The 17510-nt window shown below is 66.7% G+C and carries 14 protein-coding genes and 1 tRNA gene; 9 read left to right on the plus strand and 6 right to left on the minus strand.

Translation table 11 applies throughout. From position 1 onward, the window contains the following. Positions 1-16: 16 nt before the first annotated feature. Positions 17-1432: a S41 family peptidase gene (locus LZ005_RS15675; RefSeq protein WP_237809087.1), complete on the minus strand. Its 1416-nt coding sequence runs from the start codon at positions 1430-1432 to the stop codon at positions 17-19. A 193-nt stretch (positions 1433-1625) separates the two neighbouring features. Between LZ005_RS15675 and LZ005_RS15680 the strand changes: the two genes are divergently transcribed. From LZ005_RS15680 to LZ005_RS15690, 3 genes are all read left to right on the plus strand, one after another. Next, positions 1626-2174 (plus strand): hypothetical protein, encoded by a 549-nt coding sequence (locus LZ005_RS15680; RefSeq protein WP_237809088.1) that lies wholly within the window; start codon positions 1626-1628, stop codon positions 2172-2174. 203 nt (positions 2175-2377) lie between these two features. Then, positions 2378-4402, plus strand: coding sequence for a M13 family metallopeptidase (locus tag LZ005_RS15685; protein WP_373889339.1), 2025 nt, complete (start codon positions 2378-2380; stop codon positions 4400-4402). An 85-nt stretch (positions 4403-4487) separates the two neighbouring features. Further along, positions 4488-6533: a M13 family metallopeptidase gene (locus LZ005_RS15690; protein WP_373889340.1), complete on the plus strand. Its 2046-nt coding sequence runs from the start codon at positions 4488-4490 to the stop codon at positions 6531-6533. 175 nt (positions 6534-6708) lie between these two features. On the opposite strand, the gene LZ005_RS15695 is transcribed toward LZ005_RS15690, so the two are convergent. Then, positions 6709-7257 carry a cytochrome c5 family protein gene (locus LZ005_RS15695; protein WP_237809089.1) on the minus strand — a complete coding sequence of 183 codons (549 nt, stop codon included), beginning with the start codon at positions 7255-7257 and terminating at the stop codon, positions 6709-6711. Positions 7258-7414: 157 nt separating this feature from the next. Between LZ005_RS15695 and LZ005_RS15700 the strand changes: the two genes are divergently transcribed. The 3 genes from LZ005_RS15700 (at position 7415) to LZ005_RS15710 (ending at position 11240) form a co-directional block, all read left to right on the plus strand. Beyond that, a tRNA-Arg gene (locus tag LZ005_RS15700) sits at positions 7415-7491 on the plus strand. Positions 7492-7641: 150 nt separating this feature from the next. Further along, complete coding sequence (locus LZ005_RS15705; RefSeq protein WP_237809090.1) at positions 7642-9882, plus strand: TonB-dependent receptor; 2241 nt, start codon at positions 7642-7644, stop codon at positions 9880-9882. Further along, complete coding sequence (locus LZ005_RS15710) at positions 9882-11240, plus strand: metallophosphoesterase (RefSeq protein WP_237809091.1); 1359 nt, start codon at positions 9882-9884, stop codon at positions 11238-11240. The genes LZ005_RS15705 and LZ005_RS15710 overlap by 1 nt, the downstream gene beginning before the upstream one ends. On the opposite strand, the gene LZ005_RS15715 is transcribed toward LZ005_RS15710, so the two are convergent. Beyond that, positions 11187-12581 carry a DUF1501 domain-containing protein gene (locus tag LZ005_RS15715; protein ID WP_237809092.1) on the minus strand — a complete coding sequence of 465 codons (1395 nt, stop codon included), beginning with the start codon at positions 12579-12581 and terminating at the stop codon, positions 11187-11189. The genes LZ005_RS15710 and LZ005_RS15715 overlap by 54 nt on opposite strands. 11 nt (positions 12582-12592) lie before the next feature. Then, complete coding sequence (locus LZ005_RS15720; RefSeq protein WP_237809093.1) at positions 12593-14263, minus strand: DUF1800 family protein; 1671 nt, start codon at positions 14261-14263, stop codon at positions 12593-12595. A 97-nt stretch (positions 14264-14360) separates the two neighbouring features. Between LZ005_RS15720 and LZ005_RS15725 the strand changes: the two genes are divergently transcribed. Then, positions 14361-15164 (plus strand): ABC transporter substrate-binding protein, encoded by an 804-nt coding sequence (locus LZ005_RS15725; protein WP_237809094.1) that lies wholly within the window; start codon positions 14361-14363, stop codon positions 15162-15164. Between the two features lie 6 nt (positions 15165-15170). Here LZ005_RS15725 and LZ005_RS15730 read toward each other — a convergent pair whose 3' ends face one another. Continuing rightward, the gene (locus LZ005_RS15730) at positions 15171-15476 is read right to left on the minus strand and encodes a hypothetical protein (RefSeq protein ID WP_237809095.1); all 306 of its coding nucleotides are present in this window, start codon (positions 15474-15476) and stop codon (positions 15171-15173) included. Positions 15477-15551: 75 nt separating this feature from the next. On the opposite strand from LZ005_RS15730, the gene LZ005_RS15735 reads away from it, so the two are divergent. Then, positions 15552-15821 carry a MoaD/ThiS family protein gene (locus LZ005_RS15735; protein ID WP_237809096.1) on the plus strand — a complete coding sequence of 90 codons (270 nt, stop codon included), beginning with the start codon at positions 15552-15554 and terminating at the stop codon, positions 15819-15821. Position 15822: 1 nt separating this feature from the next. After that, entirely contained in the window at positions 15823-16908 is a 1086-nt protein-coding gene (locus tag LZ005_RS15740; protein ID WP_237809097.1) for an exo-alpha-sialidase, read from the plus strand. Here LZ005_RS15740 and LZ005_RS15745 read toward each other — a convergent pair. Then, positions 16884-17501, minus strand: a complete 618-nt coding sequence (locus LZ005_RS15745; protein WP_237809098.1) for a TetR/AcrR family transcriptional regulator — start codon at positions 17499-17501, stop codon at positions 16884-16886. The genes LZ005_RS15740 and LZ005_RS15745 overlap by 25 nt on opposite strands. Positions 17502-17510 lie beyond the last annotated feature (9 nt).

The raw sequence follows: 17510 nt of genomic DNA on the forward strand, positions 1-17510 counted from the left end.
TCTTCTGCCGTGAATTTTAGGGGTGGCGCTCTAGCTGGCCGTAGCGTGCCGCGACCGATCTGGACAGCTGCACGGACTGGCCCTTGAGGTGGCGCAGGGCCTGCTGCAGCTGGAAGTCGGCGGCGCTGCCGTAGTCGACCGGCTTGCGCGCGGCCGCCAGGCGCGCGGCGGCGGCCAGCTCGGCTGCGCTGCGCGCGGGCGCCGGCTCGGCCCCGCCCTCGCCGCGCAGATGGCGTTCGAGGTCGGCTTCGCGCAGGCGCAGGTCGTTGAGGTCGCCATCGGGCCATTCATCGACGGCGAAATCGGGAATGATGCCCTTGGCCTGGATCGCGCGCCCGCTCGGCGTGTAGTAGCGTGCCGTGGTCAGCTTGACGGCGGTGTCCTTGAGCAGCGGGCGGATGGTCTGGACCGAGCCCTTGCCGAAGGTCTGGCTGCCGAGGATGGCGGCGCGTTTGTAGTCCTGCAGGGCGCCGGCCACGATTTCGGAGGCCGAGGCGGTGCCGCCATTGACCAGCACCACCAGCGGCAGATCCTTGACGGCGGCCGGCAGGCGCGCCAGCGCGTCCTCGCCGCGCAGCGAGTAAAACTCCGGCCGGCTGTAGAAGGTCTGCTTGGCCTCGGCCAGCTGGCCATTGGTCGCGACGATTTCGACATCGCGCGGCAGGAAGGCCGCAGCCACGCCGATGGCACCCTGCACGAGGCCGCCGGGGTCGTTGCGCAGATCGAGCACGAGGCCTTTCAGATCGGGGTTCTCGGCATACAGCTTGAGCATCTGTTTGACCAGGTCCTCGAGCGTCGGTTCCTGGAACTGGGCGATGCGCAGCCAGGCGTAGCCGGGTTCGACCATGCGCGCCTTGACGCTGCGCTGGTGGATCTCTTCGCGCATCACGCTGATGTCGAACGGCTGGGCCAGGCCGCTGCGCACGATGCTGAGCGCGACCTTGGTGCGCGGTTCGCCGCGCATGCGCTTGACGGTCTCGTCCAGGCCCAGACCCTGCACCGACACCCCGTCCATGCGCGTGATCACATCGCCCGCGCGCAGGCCGGCGCGCTCGGCCGGCGAGCCTTCGATCGGAGCGATGATGCGCACATAGCCGTCGTCGGTGCTGACGACTTCGATGCCGAGGCCGACAAAGCGGCCCTCGGTGCCTTCGCGCAGTTCGCGGTAGGCCTTCTGATCGAGATAGGCCGAATGGGGATCGAGCGCCGCCACCATGCCGTTGATGGCCTCGGTCAGCAGCTTGCGGTCATCGACCGGCTCGACATAGTCCGACTTGATGAGGCCGTAGACATCGGCCAGCTGGCGCAATTCTTCCAGCGGCAGGCCCTGCTCGACCGGTTTCTGGGCGAGCGCCGAGAACTGCATCGACGCAGCGATGCCAGCAAGGATGCCCAGACCAATGAGGGCGGCGTTGTTCCAGCGGGAGCCCATGGGCGCCGAGTATAGACGGATTTCCTGTGAAGCGCTGTGAAGGCCGATGTGGCAATTGTTTGCAGCCGTTACCAATTGTAATAAAGCGCGCGGGGCCAAAAACCGAGGTATAGAGTGAACTTGTTTTTCTCTCTCCACAGTCAAAGTGGTCTTGCCCGCGGCCCCCTCCGCGGGCTTTTTTTGCCCAAAACATATGCACCTCCGATCGCTTGCCGCCTGCTTCGCCCTGAGTGCCGCGCTGTCCCTGCCGGCCGCTGCCGTCCCGCTGGCCGAGATGCGGGCCGAAGACCTGATGCTGCTGGCCGCCGATATCAAGACCCAGCTGCAGCTGAACGCCAACCAGACCACGCTGTGGCAGCAGACCGAGGCCAAGGCGCGCGCCATCCTGCGCGACCGGGCCAGCCGGCGCGAGGCCCTGCAGAGCCAGGCGCGCCAGATGCTGAGCACGCCGGCCAAGGTCGAGCTGCGCGAACTCGGCGCCCTGATGGACGCAGAGACCCAGGCCACGGCCAACGAGGAAAAGCAGCTGCGCGCCCTGTGGCTGACCGTCAATGACGCGCTCGACGACCGCCAGCGCCAACTGGTCGCCACCCAGGTGGTCGAGCAGATGCTGCGCGTGCTGCGCCCCGAGGCCGGGGCGCGCGAGCGCGGACCCGAAGGCGGCCAGACGCACCAGCGCGGCCCGAATGGCGGCGGCCGCCGCGGCGGCGGCATGCCGGGCGGCGCCGGTCCCAACGGCTAAGTCCCGTCTCTTGCTCTCGCGCACCAGCGCGCTGTCTGCCGTCAGGCGGGCGGCGCGCTATTTTTTTCATACATACGTGTTGTACAAATTTAACCCGGCCCTGCATTTGCCTGCGGGCGCGAGTAAGATGCTGGCCGAGGCGTGCAGACGGGCGATCTGCGACACGCGCCGCCCATCCGATTGAATTGAACGAGGAGAGAGAAGTGAAGTTGTGCATCCTGACCCTGAGCCTGCTGACCGCATTCGCCCAGGCTGCCGATACCGCACCCGTGGTGTCCGGCATCGAGAAGCGTTTCATGGAACCGAGCATCCGTCCGCAGGACGACTTCTACATGTACACCAATGGCCAGTGGCAGAAGACGGTCGAGATTCCGGCCGATCAATCGCGCTGGGGCAGCTTCAATGTGCTGCGCGACGAGATCACGCCCAAGCTGCGCGGCCTGATCGAACAGGCCCAGGCCGACAAGAGCAAGAAGCACGGCTCGGAAGCCCAGAAGCTGGCCGACTGGTATGCCAGCTACATGGATGAGGCCAAGCGCGAGGCCCTCGGCGTCAAGCCCCTGCTGGGCGAGCTGAGCCGCATCGAACACCTGAAGGACAAGAAAGGCCTGCCGGCCCAGTTCGCGCACCTGTCGCGCATCGGCGTGGGCGGCCCCTACGGCATCGGCGTGTCCCAGGACGCGCGCAACGCCACCCAGTACGCGGCCTATATGGGCCAGTCGGGCCTGGGTCTGCCGGACCGCGACTACTACCTGAAGACGGATGACGCCAAGATGAACGACATCCGTGCCAAGTACGAAGCCCATATCGCCAAGACCCTGGCGCTGGCGAACATCAAGGATGCCGAGGCCAAGGCCAAGGCCGTGGTCGCGCTCGAAACCGAGCTGGCCAAGGTGCAGTGGACGCGCGTGGAAAACCGCGACCCCGTCAAGCGCTACAACAAGACCGAGATCGCCAAGCTGGCCGAGATGGCCCCCGGCTATGACTGGAGCGCCGCCCTGGCCGCGGCCGGCATCGCCAGCAAGACCGACACCGTGATCGTGTCCCAGCCCAGCTACCTGAAAGGCTTCGCCGAGATCGTCAACAAGACCGACCTCGACAGCTGGAAGGCCTACATGAGCTGGCACCTGCTGCGTTCGTATTCGGACGTGCTGTCCAAGCCCTTCGTGCAGGCCAACTTCGCCTTCTACGGCACCACCCTGACCGGCGTGACCGAACAGCGTCCGCTGTGGAAGCGCGGCGTGTCCTCGGTCGAGAGCGCGCTCGGCGAAGCGCTCGGCAAGCAGTATGTGAAGGCCTATTTCCCGCCCGAGTACAAGGCCAAGATGGAAGTGCTGGTGAAGAACCTGCTGGCCGCCTACAAGGAAAGCATCGACACCCTCGATTGGATGAGCCCGGAAACCAAGCAGGCCGCCCAGGCCAAGCTGGCCAAGTTCACGCCGAAGATCGGCTATCCGAACAAGTGGAAGGACTTCAGCAAGCTCGAGGTCAAGGCGGGCGACGCCGTCGGCAATGCCATGCGTGCGGCCGAATGGGCGCGCAACGAGAACGTGGCCAAGCTCGGCAAGCCGATCGACAAGGAAGAGTGGGGCATGACGCCGCAGACCATCAATGCCTACTACCGTCCGACCGCCAACGAGATCGTGTTCCCGGCCGCGATCCTGCAGCCGCCTTTCTTTGACGCCAAGGCCGACGACGCCGTCAACTACGGCGGCATCGGCGCCGTGATCGGCCACGAAATCAGCCACGGCTTCGACGACAGCGGCGCCCAGTACGACGGCGACGGCAATCTGCGCGACTGGTGGACGCCGGCCGACAAGGCCAACTTCAAGGCCAAGACCGACCAGCTGGTGGCCCAGTACAACGCCTTCAGCCCGGTGCCCGGCTACAACGTCAACGGCCGCCTGACCCTGGGCGAGAATATCGCCGACAACTCCGGTCTGGCGATCGCCTACAAGGCCTATAAGCTGTCGCTGGGCGGCAAGCCGGCGCCGGTGATCGACGGCATGACGGGCGAGCAGCGCCTCTACCTCGGCTGGGGCCAGGTGTGGCGCAACAAGGCGCGCGCCGACGAAGCGATCCGTCTGATCAAGACCGATCCGCACTCGCCGGGCGAATTCCGCGCCAATGGCACGCTGCGCAACCAGGCCGGCTTCTACGAGGCCTTCGGCGTCAAGGACGGCGACAAGATGTATCTGGACCCGAAAGAGCGCGTGACCATCTGGTAATCCAGGTGCTACAGTAGGGGGCTGGGCCATAAGCCCGGCCCCTTTTTCTTTAGAGAAATCAAATACATACATCACGGGAGTCACAGTGAAACGCCATACCCTCAGCGCCCTGATCCTGAGCATCTGCGCCGGCTTTGCCAGCGCCGCCGACCAGGCCCCGAAAGCCCCCGCCCAGCGCAGCTCGGGCGTCGACCTGCAGTACATGGACAAGAGTACGCGTGCGCAGGACGATTTCTTCCGCCATCTGAATGGCGAATGGCTGAAGACGGCCGAGATCCCGGCCGACAAGTCGAGCTGGGGCAGCTTCGTCAAGCTGTACGACGACACCCAGCCGCTGCTGCTGAAGATCATCGAAGAAGCGGCCAAGGGCAAGAACAAGGCCGGTTCGGACGCCCAGAAGATCGGCGACTTCTACGCCGCCTTCATGGACGAGGCCAAGCTCGAGAGCCTGGGCGTGAGCCCGCTGGCCGGCGAATTCGCGCGCATTCAGGCCGTGCAGGACAAGGCCGGCCTGGCCGCCCTGATGGCCCAGCTGTCGCGGCGCGGCGTCGGCCTGCCGTTTGACATCGCGATCCACCAGGACAACAAGGATTCGACCAAGTATGTGGCCGACCTCTACCAGGGCGGCCTCGGTCTGCCCGACCGCGACTACTATCTGAAGGCCGACGACGCCAAGCTGGCCGACTACCGCGCCAAATACGTGACCCACATCGAGAAGATGCTGGCGCTGGCCGGCGACAAGGAGGCCGCCGCCCACGCCCAGGCCGTGATGGCGCTGGAGACCGAGCTGGCCAAGGTCCAGTGGTCGCGCGTGGAAAACCGCGATCCGGTGAAGACCTATAACAAGGTCGAGATCGCCAAGCTGGGCGAACTGATGCCCGGCTTCCAGTGGAAGGCCTGGCTGGACGGCGTCGGCATCGCCGGCAAGACCAGCTATGTGATCGTGTCGCAGCCCAGCTATCTGCAGGGTCTGGACAAGGTCATCGCCGGCACCGATCTGGCCACCTGGAAGGCCTACCTGACCTGGAGCACCCTGCGCGCCTACAGCGACTACCTGAACAAGGCCGTGGTCGACCAGCAGTTCGAGTTCTACGGCAAGACCCTGTCGGGCACCAAGGAACTGCGTCCGCGCTGGAAGCGTGGCGTCAGCACGGTCGAAGGCGCGCTCGGCGAAATGATCGGCAAGCAGTATGTGGCCAAATACTTCCCGGCCGAGCGCAAGCAGCGCATGGAAGCCCTGGTGAAGAACCTGCTGGCGGCCTACAAGCAGAGCATCGACACGCTCGACTGGATGAGCCCGGAAACGAAGAAGGAAGCCCAGGCCAAGCTGGCCAAGTTCACGCCCAAGATCGCCTATCCGAACAAGTGGAAAGACTATTCGGGTCTGGTGGTCAAGCGTGACGATCTGGTCGGCAACGTGATGCGTTCGCGCGAGCTCGAGCACAACCGCGAGGTGGGCAAGCTCGGCAAGCCGATCGACCGCGCCGAGTGGGGCATGACGCCGCAGACGATCAATGCCTACTACAACCCGGAGATGAACGAGATCGTGTTCCCGGCCGCCATCCTGCAGCCGCCTTTCTTCAACGCCAATGCCGATGATGCCGTCAACTATGGCGCGATCGGCGCCGTGATCGGCCACGAGATCAGCCACGGCTTCGACGACCAGGGCGCCCAGTACGACGGCGACGGCAATCTGCGCGACTGGTGGACCAAGGCCGACCACGAGAACTTCGACAAGAAGACTGGCCAGCTGGTGGCCCAGTACGAAGCCTTCAGCCCGCTGCCGGGCTACCACGTGAACGGCAAGCTGACTCTGGGCGAGAACATTGCCGACAACTCGGGTCTGGCGATTGCCTACAAGGCCTACAAGCTCTCGCTGAAGGGCAAGCCGGCCCCGGTGATTGACGGCCTGACGGGCGACCAGCGCTTCTTCATGGGCTTCGGCCAGGTATGGCGCAGCAAGATGCGTGACGACGCGATGATTGCGCGTCTGAAGACGGACCCGCACTCGCCGGGCGAGTTCCGCGCCAACGGCACGCTGCGCAACCAGCCGGGCTTCTACGAGACCTTCGGCGTCAAGCCGGGCGACAAGATGTACCTCGACCCGAAAGACCGCGTGACGATCTGGTAAGCCAGTCACCCGGTCCCAGGCCTGGCCCCCGCAAGGGCGCCAGGCCTTTTTCATACCCCAAAGAAAAATCGGGGTCAGACCCCATTTATCCGGGAAGAAAAATGGGGTCTGACCCCGATTTTTCCGGGCGAAAAAAAACCGCCCGGGGGGCGGTTTTTGTGGCGGCGCGGGACGCTTATTTGGCGGAGGCGGCGGCGCTGGCGCTGGCGGCGGCGGCCTTCACTTCGGGTTCCTTGAACGCGGCGCCCGATTTGTTGGCCATGTAGACCACGGCACGCGCCACTTCGACGTCGTCCAGATCCGGGTTGCCGCCCTTGGCCGGCATCGCGCGCAGACCTTCGATGGCGTGCTTGATCACGGTGTCCTGACCCTGAGCGATACGGGCCTTCCAGGCACCGGCGTCACCCAGCTTCGGCGCACCCGCAGCACCGGTGGCGTGGCAGGCCTGGCACACGGCGGCGAACACGGCTTCACCGGTCTGCAGCACTTTCGGACCGGCCGCATCTTTGAAGTTGTAGCCGTCGTCGGACACCGGACGGATGCGCGCAGCAATCGCTTCCGGCGCCTGGCTGTCAGTGCCGGCCCCCGTCAGCTTGCTTGCGGTCACGTATTCGACCAGCAGGACGATACCGAAAATGGTGACAACAAAAAAGCCGATGACAGCCATGATGAGCTGCTTCGGAGTCTTGATCGCGGATTCGTGTTCGTTGTGTGCGTCGCTCATGATGTCCTTCATGCAATTTGGAAGACGGCCGGCGCGGGTGGGGCGCCGAATACGCGATTATAGACGGAAATGCCTTGACTTGGAACGTGTTTTCCCGCCGCCCTGGCGTTTTGCATGGACGGCGCCGGGGAAAACCGGTATCCTTCGGGCTCTCCGCGCTCCCGTAGCTCAGTTGGATAGAGTGACGCCCTCCGAAGGCGTAGGTCGCACGTTCGAATCGTGTCGGGAGCGCCAGTCCCTCTGCCCGCCCGTGTGCGGCAGTCCGCAGCCGTGTCAGCCCTGCAACAGCCGGGCCGCTGTCACGCAACTGTCATCCCCCGTCCATACGGTTGTCATGTTTCCGCGCCATGCTCGTGGGCTTTGTTCCCTATCTCGCGAGACATCATGCCGACCCCGCCCCGCCGTTTGCCCCTGCCCCTGCTGATCGCCAGCGCCCTGTTGACCCTGCAAGCCCAGGCGGCCGATCCAGCCGTGCCCGAGGGCGGCCTGCAGACCGTGGTGGTGTCGGCCACCAACGGCAGCTACCGCAAGGACGAAAGCGACAAGGGGACGGCCACGGCCGTCGCGCCGACCCAGGCCAGCCTCGATGCGACCCAGCCGCAGTCGATCATCACGCGCGAATTCATCGAACTGTCGGTGGCCCCGACGGCCGAGTACACGCGGGTCGTGAATATCGCGCCGAGCCTGTCGGGCGATTCGGCCAATGGCCCGGGCCTGTCGGAAACCAAGAGCACGATGCGCGGCTTTTCCGACGACCAGTACAACGTCACCTATGACGGCATCCCGTTTGCCGACACCAACAACCCGGCCCACCACTCGACTTCCTACTTCCCCGGCGCCGTGATCGGCGGCGCCATCGTCGAGCGCGGCCCGGGCAATGCCAGCAATGTCGGCTACGCCACCTTCGGCGGCTCGATCAACCTGTATTCGAAAGCCCCGGCGCGCGAGGCCCAGGGCAGCGTGTTCGGCTCGCTCGGCAAATGGCATACCAGCCTGGCCGGCATCGCCCTCGAGACCGGCCGCATGAGCAGTCTCGACAATGCGACCCTGCAGCTCAATCTGCAGCGCCTGAGCTCGGACGGCTATCTGACCGGCAACCGCATCAAGAGCGAAAACTATTTCCTCAAATTCCAGCGCCGCCTGCTCGCCTCGACCAAGCTGACCATCGTCGCCACCGACAATGAGATCAAGTATGTGCAGCCCGATAACAGCAAGGGCCCGACCCTGGCCCAGGTGGCCCAGTTCGGCAAGAACTACAGCCTGAACGAGGACCCGAACAGCTTCAACTACAGCGGCTACAACTACACGCACAAGAACACGGATTTCAGCTATCTGCGTCTGGAAACGGCCTGGGGCGACGGCCTGCAATCGGAGAACACCGTCTACACCTATGCCTACAATAACCAGACGATCTCCTCGACCGACCCGACCGGCGCCAGCGCCCCGGGCACCAAGGCGGGCCCGGCCGGTAACAAGAACATTCCGGGCATCGACAAGCAGAACAAATACCGCGTCTACGGCGACCTGTTCAAGCTGACCCAGACCCTGCGCTGGGGCCTGCTGCGCGGCGGCGTCTGGCTCGAACATTCGAACACCGACCGCCACCAGTACGACATCGACCTCAGCCTCGGGAATATCCGCGATCCGCGCGAAACCAAGCCGACCCCGCTGCAGTTCCCGAGCGTGCTGTTCGATCAGCAATCGAGCATCCGCAATGTCCAGCCCTTCCTCGAGGCCGAATGGGCCGTCACGCCGGACCTGCGCCTGAGCCCGGGCTTCAAGGCCGTGCGCATCACCCGCAATGTCGACGCCGCCGTCAATCAGAGCACGCGCCAGCCGCAGCACACTTCCGTGGATTACCACACGGGCCTGCCGTTCCTGACGGCCAACCAGCAGCTCGGCGACAGCCTGGCCGTGTATGCCCAGTACGCCAAAGGCTTCCAGATCCCGGACCTGAAATCCTTCTACATCGCCGATCCGACCCACAACAGCCCGGAACCGCAGCTGTCCACCAACTACCAGCTGGGCATCGTCGGCAAGCGCGAGCACCTGACCTGGGACCTCGACGTCTACCAGATCGACTTCAAGAACAAGTATGTGTCGAACGGCCTGGGCGGCACCGCGGCCGCCTATGTGAACATCGGCGGCGCCACCTACAAGGGCCTGGAGGGGCAGCTGACCTGGGTGCTCGGCCATGGCCTGGCCCTGTATGTGAACGGCTCGCGCAACGTGGCCGAAGCGAATGACACTGGCAAGCAGATCTCGGGCGCGCCCGACATGACGGCCGCGCTCGGCGCGCTGTATCACGCCGGCCCGTGGTCGGCCTCGCTGATCGGCAAGCGGACCGGCAAGGTGCGCCAGGTCGACTATGACGCCAGCAAGCCGGCCGCGTATGACAGCTACCAGACCCCGGCCTACACGAGCACCGATCTGTCGCTTGCCTACAATGTCGAGCGGCCGGGCCTGGGCATCGGCGTCAAATCCCTGAAGCTGCAGCTGAATGTGTTCAACCTGCAGAACCACCAGGCCATCGTCAACATCTCGACCGGCAAGACGGTGGCCTTCGACCAGTACACCTTCCAGGCGCCGCGCAGCTATCAGGTGTCGCTGAAGGCGGGCTTCTGATGCTGCTGGCGGCGCTGGCGGCCAGCGCGTTCACCGTGCTGGGGCCGGATGGCCAGGCCAGCGTGCGCGTGCTCAGCGCGGGCGCCTGTCCCAGCCTGCGCGTCGACGGCCGCATGCAGCCGAGCCGCGAGCGGGTCGGTCCGGCCAGCGTGGCGGCCCGTCCCGACAGCGCCCAGGCCGAGCGTCAGGATGCCGTCTTCCCCAGCCGCGTGTGCGAGCTGGCGCTGGCGCGCGGCGCCCAGCGCGTGCAGCTCGGCGCCCAGCGCTTGCCGCAGGCGCCGGCGCGCGTCACGCGCTTTGTCGTTCTCGGCGATTCGGGCTGCCGCCTCAAGGGCAGCGAAGGGCGCTTTCAGGATTGCGCCGACCCGGCCGCCTGGCCGTTCGCGGCCGTGGCACGCGCCGCCGCGCGCCTACATCCGCAGCTGGTGGTCCACCTCGGTGACCTGCATTACCGCGAGAGTCCCTGTCCCGACAGCCAGCCCGGCTGCCGCCAGTCGCCCTGGGGCTATGGCGAAGCGGCCTGGCGCGCCGATCTGTTCACGCCGGCGGCGCCGCTGCTGGCGGCCGCGCCCTGGGTCTTTGTGCGCGGCAATCACGAGAGCTGCGCCCGCGCCGGCGTCGGCTGGTTCCGTTTTCTGGCCAGCGAACCGTGGACGCCGGTACGCGCGTGCGTCGATCCGGCGCGCGACAGCACGGCCGACTTCAGCACGCCCTACGCGGTGCCGCTCGGCGGCGCTCAGCAACTGATCGTGTTCGATTCCGCGCGCGTCAGCGGCAAGGCGTATGCGGCCCAGGATCCGGCCATGCTGCGCTACCAGCAGGACCTGGCCAGCGTGGCGCAGCTGGCGACGCGGGCGCGCGCCAATCTCTTCCTCAGCCACCACCCGATTCTCGGCCTGGGCCCGGCCAAGGATGAGGGACGCGGCGCGCCGGGGCCGTCCGTGCTGGGCCTGGCCTCGGCGGCGCGCGCGCTCTATCCGGACAGCCTGCTACCGCCGGGCATTACGCTGGCCATGCATGGCCATGTGCATCTGTTCGAAGCCCTGGATTTCAGCAGCGCCCATGTGCCGACCGTGGTGGCCGGCAATAGCGGTTCGGCGCGCGAGGGCGCGCTGCCCGCCACGCTCGACAGCACCCAGCTGCCGTTTGCCGACACCGACCTCGCCCACTTCTACACCCATGCCGAGTACGGCTTCACCCTGTTCGAGCGGGCCGGCGCCGGCTGGCGCATCACGCCCTACGACCGCACGGGGCGCGCGCTGGCGCACTGCCGCCAGCAGGGCGCCAGCCTGCGCTGCACGGCCTCACAGGAAGCCCAGCACGCGGTTGCTGGCGTTGAAGTTCGCCAGGTTCGGTAGCAGGTCGAGCAGCTGGCTGTCGCTCGCGCCCATCCAGCGCCCGAGCGTGGCCGCATACTGGTCGACCGCCATGGTCGGCAACAGGCGGCCCTGGCCGACGTCGTCGGGGCCGTTGTTGGCCACGGCCGGCGCGATGCCGTAAAAGTTCTGACCCTTGACGGCGCCGCCGAGCACGAAATGCATGCTGCCCCAGCCGTGGTCGGAACCGTCCTTGTTGCTCGTCAGCGTGCGCCCGAAGTCCGAGGCGGTAAAGCTGGTCACCTTGTCGGCCGCGCCGATTTCCTTCAGCGAGGCATGGAAGGCGGCCATCGCCTGGCTGACCAGGGTCAGCAGATTCGGGTGGGCCGTGGTCAGACCGTCGTGGGTGTCGAAACCGTTGAGGGCGACGAAGAACACCTGGCGCTTGGCGCCGAGCGCGTCGGCGCTGCCGATCATGCGCGCCACCATTTTCAGCTGGTCGGCCAGGCTGCTCTGGATCGGCCAGTTGGTCTGGAAATTCGGGGCCTTGGCCAGCGCCGCCGTCAGGCTGGCATTGGCGTCGATGGCGCGCTTGGTGACGCGGTTGTATTCGCTTTCGAACAGATTGCTGCGGTTCTGGGTGATCAGGCTCTGCAGGGCGCTGGTGGCGGCGCTCGAGCCGAACAGCGGCGTGCTCAGCGCGCCCAGCGCGACCGAGCCGGTGGTCGTCACCATGTACTGGTTGACGTTGCGGCCGGCCAGGTAGACGGCATTGCCCGACACGTTCACGGCGGTGAAGGTGGCATTTCCATTCCCGGCCTGGAACAGGTCGCCGATGCGCCCGCCCCAGCCCGAGGTCGCGCCCTCCGGATTCGAGGACTGCCACAGCGACTGCTGGTCATTGTGCGAGAACAGCTTGGGCGGCAGCTTGACGCTCTTGGCGTTGTACTGGGCCTTGGTGGTCGGCTGCACCAGGGTGCCGACATTGAGCAGCACGGCCAGCTCGCCGCTATTGAACAGCGGCAGCAGCGGGGCCAGCTCGGGCGCCAGCGCGTACTGGCGCGCGAAGCCGCCACTGTCGAGCGGCGCCGTCTTCGGGCTCAGCACTGTGCCGGCCAGTTCGGCGCGCGTGTAGGCCAGCACCGGGCGCAGATTGGCGTAGGCCGTGTAGTTCGTGCTGTCGTAGGGAATCAGGGTATTCGCGTAGTCATTCCCGCCATACAGGAAGACACAGACGAGGGCCTTGTAATCGGTGGCCGTCGCGGCAGCGGCCTCGGCCATGGCGGCCAGGTTCAGGGCCCAGGGCGCGGCCACCCCGGTCAAGGACAGGGCGGACGCACGCTGGAGGAAGGCGCGGCGCGACGCATTCGGGCGGTGGGACATGGCGCTTTCCTTTACTTGAGAACGAGGTAATCGGGCGCGGCCATCACCAGCGTGAGGGCGGCGTAGATGCGGTTCAGCTTGGCTGTATCGGTGTTGCTGGCCATGCTGTCGAGGGCGGTGCGGATCGTGCCCAGGGTGTCGCTGCCGAGCTGGCCGGCGGCCAGCACGGTATTGATCTCGTCGAGCAGGGCCTTGCTGTCGGCCGCCAGCGGCAGCAGGCTGCTGTAGTCGGCCGTCACGTCGTCCCAGCCGCGGCTGACCACGCGCTGCATGTAGTTGATGTAGCCGATCACCGCGCTTTCATTGGTGATCTGGAATTCCGGCGCGACCAGGCCGGCATTCGCGATGCCGCTATTCGGCGGCACATAGCCGGGCCGGAAGAAGTTGAACACCGTCGGCGAGCGCAGCGGGCTCTGGCCGAGGCGGCTGGCCGGATCGCTGGTATTGCCGATCGCCCAGTTGCCGCTGGGCGAGCCGGCATTGTAGGCGCGCGCCCAGCCGCTCAGGCGCAGGATCGGCTCGCGCAGCTTGCCGCCGCTGGCCGCCGTGGCCAGGCTGCGCGCTTCGCTGTCGAGCAGCAGGGCCTTGAGCACAGCGCGCAGATTGCCGCGCGCGCCGCTGCCGTCGTTCTCGAACACGGCCGCGACCCGGCCTACATAGGCGGGCGAGGGATTGCTGGTGACCAGGCGCTGGATCAGCTGCTTGCTGACAAACGGCGCCACGTTCGGATGGGCGTAGATGATGTCGAGCGCGCGTTCGAGCGCGGCCGCGCCGTCGAGTCCGGCGCCGACGGTCTGGCCGAGGAAGCTCGAGGCGCCCGTTTCGTGGCGGCTGGCCACCATCGCCATCGGGCGGCGCAGGAAGTCGGGGGGCGAGGTGTCGCCGCCGGCCAGGTCGAAATCCCAGCCGGTGAACACGCGCGCCAGCTGGGTGATGTCGTCCTGGGTATAGGTTTCGACGATGGCGCCGTTCTTCAGCACCGGGGTGCCGTCCAGGTTCAGCTGGACCAGACCGATCGTGAACAGCTGCAGCAGCTCGCGCGCATAGTTTTCGTCGGGCAGGGCGCCGGTCGTCGCATTGGCCTTGAGGTTGCCGCGGAAAGTCAGGTACATGCCCATGGCCGGGCTCTTCGACACGGCGCTCAGCAGCTGCCGATAATTGCCGAAGGCATAGCTTTCCAGCAGGTCGAGCCAGGCGGCGCCGGCGAACTGGCGCCAGCCGCCGCTGTTGAGGCTGGATACGGAGACGACCAGGATTTCCGACAGCGCCAGGGTCATGCGCTGACGCAGGGTGTCGCCCGCGTTCAGCAGCTTGAACCAGACCACATTGTCGAAGCCGGTCTCGCTGTTCTTGTAGGTGGCGTTGTTATAGCCCTTGCTGATCAGCCAGTCCCAGCGCGAGGGCGTCGGCGCCATGTTGAACTGGGCCTCGAGCCAGGCCGCATAGCCCTGGTTCTGCACCTGGCCGATGTCGGCCCGGGTGGCGCCCATGCTGGCCTGGGCCAGGAAGCGCGCGGCCTCGTTGCTGGCAAGCGGGGCCGGGGTCGGACTCGGCGCCGGGCTCGGCACCGGTTGCACGGGGCTGCCACCACCACTGCCACCACCGCCGCAGGCGGTGAGCAGGGCAGCGCCGGCGAGGGCGGCGGGCAGCGCTGGGATCGGGGAGAGAGTGTCGTCGCTCATGAGGTCCTCGCATTTGTCTGTACGAAACTCTAGGCCAATTTGCCTGCCAGCACCATAGAGAAGTTGTTACACTGTGTTTTTATCACCGCGCTGATCGATGAACCGCTTTTTCAGCCTGCTTGCACTGTGGCTGGCCGGAGTGACTTCGGCCATGGCCGGCTGTTCGCGTCCGATCCAGGTGCCGGTGGCGGCGATCGGCTTTTCCGTGACGGTCAAGAACGGTGAGGTCGGCGGCGTGTTTCCCGAGATGTTGAATGCCGTCATGGGCCGGCTCGGCTGCGAGCTGCGCTGGTCGGTGGTGCCGCGCGCGCGTCTGGAAGCGATGTTCGAAACCGGCCGCGCCGACATCCTGCTGGCGGCCACCCATTCGGCGCGGCGCGACCAGTACGGCGTGTTCATTCCGATGGTCAGTTCGCGCGCGACCATGGTCTCGCTGAAAAGCCGGCGCGCACCGATCAACACGATGGCCCAGCTGCTCGAGATGAAGGAGCTGCGCGTGGCCCTGGTGCGCGGCTACGATTACGGCGAGGCCTATCAGGACCTGATCCAGAAGCTGACGGCCCAGGGCCGCCTGTATCTGGAGCCCGATCCGCTGTCGGTGGCGCGCCTGCTCAGTGCGGGGATGGCCGATGTCAGCATCCTGCCGCCGTCGGTGATGCTGGCCGTGGCCCAGAACGATCCGCGCGTCGAGCCCCTGCTGGCCCAGGTGCGCTTCGAGGCCCTTGCCGAGCTGCCCTGGATTCCGAGCGGCGTCTATCTGTCGCTGCGCTCGCTCAGTCCGGCCGACCGCGTCCAGATCGAAGCGGCCCTGGTGGCGGCCGGCAAGAGCGGCGTGCTCTACCAGGCCTTCCGCAAGGTCTTCCCGCCCGATATTCTGGCCGAGGGCACGCGTCCGCTCTGAGGCCGCCTAGTCGTTCTTGCGCAGGCGCGCGAGCAGAGCCTGGACATTGCTGCTGACCGGCTGGCCGTGGCGGCGCAGCAGCTGCACATTGAGCACGAGGTTTTCCAGCACCAGCTTGGCCGAGACGGCCAGCAGCGTCGTCAGCTTGTCCTCCGCGCTGAAGCTGTCCATGCGCTCGGCCATATCGCACAGGTGGCTGGCCACCAGCAGGTGCAGTTCCTCTTCCGCGAAGGGCAGATCGGCAAAGTCGATCGGGTCTTCGAGTTCGACTTCGTGCATCAGGGCGGCCAGCTGTTCGGGAGTAATCGCCATGCGCTTCTTTCGTGTTGGCAGTGGCTCCATTCTAGGACTAAAATCGGCCGCTGTTAGGCTTCTTGCGGGGGGCGCATGCCGCGTCTGGTTTTCACCCAACAACTTGCGCGCTTCCTGCCCGTGCCCGAGCAAACCGTGGCCGCGCTCAGCCTGCGCGGCGCGCTCGAAGAAGCCTTTGTCCACACGCCGCGCCTGCGCAGCTATGTGCTCGACGACCAGGCCCATCTGCGCGAGAACGTCGTGATCTTCATCGATGGCCAGGCCCTGTCCGAGCGCGTGCGCCTCGACCAGGTCCTGCAAGCGGGCAGCACCGTGCATGTGCTGCAAGCCCTGTCCGGAGGCTGATATGCCCCAACACCAACTCCACGTCGCGACCCGCAAAGGCCTGTTCACCCTGGAGCGCGGCGGCGCCGCCTGGCAGGTCGCCGCGACGGCCTTCCTCGGCGACCCCGTCAGCGCCGTGCTGGCCGATGCGCGCGACGGCAGCCTGTACGCGGCCCTGAACCTCGGCCATTTCGGCGTCAAGCTGCACCGGCGCGACGCGGCCGGCTGGCAGGAGGTGGCGGCCCCCGCCTATCCGCCCCAGCCCGAGGGCGTGGACGACAAGCTGGCCTGGAAGAACAAGCTGATCTGGACGCTGGAAGCGGGCGGCGCCGACCAGCCCGGCGTACTGTGGGCCGGCACGATTCCGGGCGGCCTGTTCCGCTCGGGCGACCGTGGCGCCAGCTGGGAACTGGTGCGCGGCCTGTGGGGCCGGCCCGAGCGCCAGGGCTGGTTCGGCGGCGGCTATCCGGAGCCGGGCATCCACAGCATCTGCGTCGACCCGCGCAACAGCGCCCATCTGCTGCTGGCCGTGTCCTGCGGCGGCGTCTGGCGCAGCGAGGATGGCGGGGCCAGCTGGTCGATCAGCGCGCGCGGCATGCGCGCCCACTACATGCCGCCCGAGCTCGTGGACGACCAGAACACCCAGGACCCGCACCGCATGCAGCGCTGCGCCGGCGCACCCGACACGCTGTGGGTGCAGCATCACGGCGGCATCTTCATCAGCCGCGACAATGCCCACAGCTGGCAGGAAATCTCGGCCCCGGTGTCGTCGTTTGGCTTTGCGCTGGCCGTCCATCCGCAGGACCCGGGCCAGGCCTGGTTCGTGCCGGCCCAGGCCGACCAGTGCCGGGTGCCGGTGGACGGCGCCCTGATCGTCAACCACACGCGCGATGGCGGCGCCAGCTTTGCCACGGCGCGCGCCGGCCTGCCGCAGACCCAGTGCTACGACCTCGTGTATCGCCACGGTCTGGCCGTGGCCGACGACGGCCGCACGCTGGCCTTCGGTTCGACCAGTGGCGGGTTGTGGCTGTCGGACGATGGCGGGCAGCAGTGGCAGGCGCTGGACGCGCGCCTGCCGCCCGTTTATGCGCTGGCCTTCGCGAAGTAGGCGAGGAACATCCCGGCCAGGGTCTGGACCAGCAGTTCGCCCTCGTCGGGGCTGAGCGGCGGACGTCCCATCATGATCTGCGGGAACAGGGCCTGGCCCTTGAGCTGGCCATGCAGCAGGGTCGCCATGAAGGCCGGATCGCCGGCCTGCAGGCGCCCGTCCTGCTGGGCCGCGCGCACCCAGGCCGTGATCGCTTCTTCCTTTTCACCGAGGCGCGCCACCAGTTCGCGCGCACGCGCCGGGCTGCGGATCGCCTCGGCCGTGGCGACGCGGGCGATGTCGACCACGTTCGGGTCGGACAGCATGCGCAGCTTCTGGCGCAGCAGGGCCACCAGCTGCTCGCCCAGCGGCTGGGCCGGCGTGTAGCTGAGTTCGACGGCGGCCACCTTGCTCAGCATCATGCACTGGATGATGGCGAGGAAGAGTTCGTCCTTGCTGGGGAAATGGTTGTAGACCGTGCGCTTGGACACCCCGGCCAAGGCCGCGATGCGGTCCATGCTGGTGGCCTCGAAACCGTGCTCGCGAAAGGCGGCCACGGCGGCATCGAGGATGGCCTGGCGTTTGCGGTCGGTAAGGCGGAGGGGGGCGCTCATGCAGATATT

This window comes from Massilia sp. TS11, assembly GCF_022012445.1.
Lineage (GTDB): Bacteria > Pseudomonadota > Gammaproteobacteria > Burkholderiales > Burkholderiaceae_D > Telluria.

What these genes read in the sequence shown, in the direction of transcription:
- LZ005_RS15675 (WP_237809087.1), bottom strand. Translation starts at nt 1,432, where the DNA reads ATGGGCTCCCGCTGGAACAACGCCGCCCTCATTGGTCTGGGCATCCTT.
- LZ005_RS15680 (WP_237809088.1), top strand. Translation starts at nt 1,626, where the DNA reads ATGCACCTCCGATCGCTTGCCGCCTGCTTCGCCCTGAGTGCCGCGCTG.
- LZ005_RS15695 (WP_237809089.1), bottom strand. Translation starts at nt 7,257, where the DNA reads ATGAGCGACGCACACAACGAACACGAATCCGCGATCAAGACTCCGAAG.
- LZ005_RS15705 (WP_237809090.1), top strand. Translation starts at nt 7,642, where the DNA reads ATGCCGACCCCGCCCCGCCGTTTGCCCCTGCCCCTGCTGATCGCCAGC.
- LZ005_RS15710 (WP_237809091.1), top strand. Translation starts at nt 9,882, where the DNA reads ATGCTGCTGGCGGCGCTGGCGGCCAGCGCGTTCACCGTGCTGGGGCCG.
- LZ005_RS15715 (WP_237809092.1), bottom strand. Translation starts at nt 12,581, where the DNA reads ATGTCCCACCGCCCGAATGCGTCGCGCCGCGCCTTCCTCCAGCGTGCG.
- LZ005_RS15720 (WP_237809093.1), bottom strand. Translation starts at nt 14,263, where the DNA reads ATGAGCGACGACACTCTCTCCCCGATCCCAGCGCTGCCCGCCGCCCTC.
- LZ005_RS15725 (WP_237809094.1), top strand. Translation starts at nt 14,361, where the DNA reads ATGAACCGCTTTTTCAGCCTGCTTGCACTGTGGCTGGCCGGAGTGACT.
- LZ005_RS15730 (WP_237809095.1), bottom strand. Translation starts at nt 15,476, where the DNA reads ATGGCGATTACTCCCGAACAGCTGGCCGCCCTGATGCACGAAGTCGAA.
- LZ005_RS15735 (WP_237809096.1), top strand. Translation starts at nt 15,552, where the DNA reads ATGCCGCGTCTGGTTTTCACCCAACAACTTGCGCGCTTCCTGCCCGTG.
- LZ005_RS15740 (WP_237809097.1), top strand. Translation starts at nt 15,823, where the DNA reads ATGCCCCAACACCAACTCCACGTCGCGACCCGCAAAGGCCTGTTCACC.
- LZ005_RS15745 (WP_237809098.1), bottom strand. Translation starts at nt 17,501, where the DNA reads ATGAGCGCCCCCCTCCGCCTTACCGACCGCAAACGCCAGGCCATCCTC.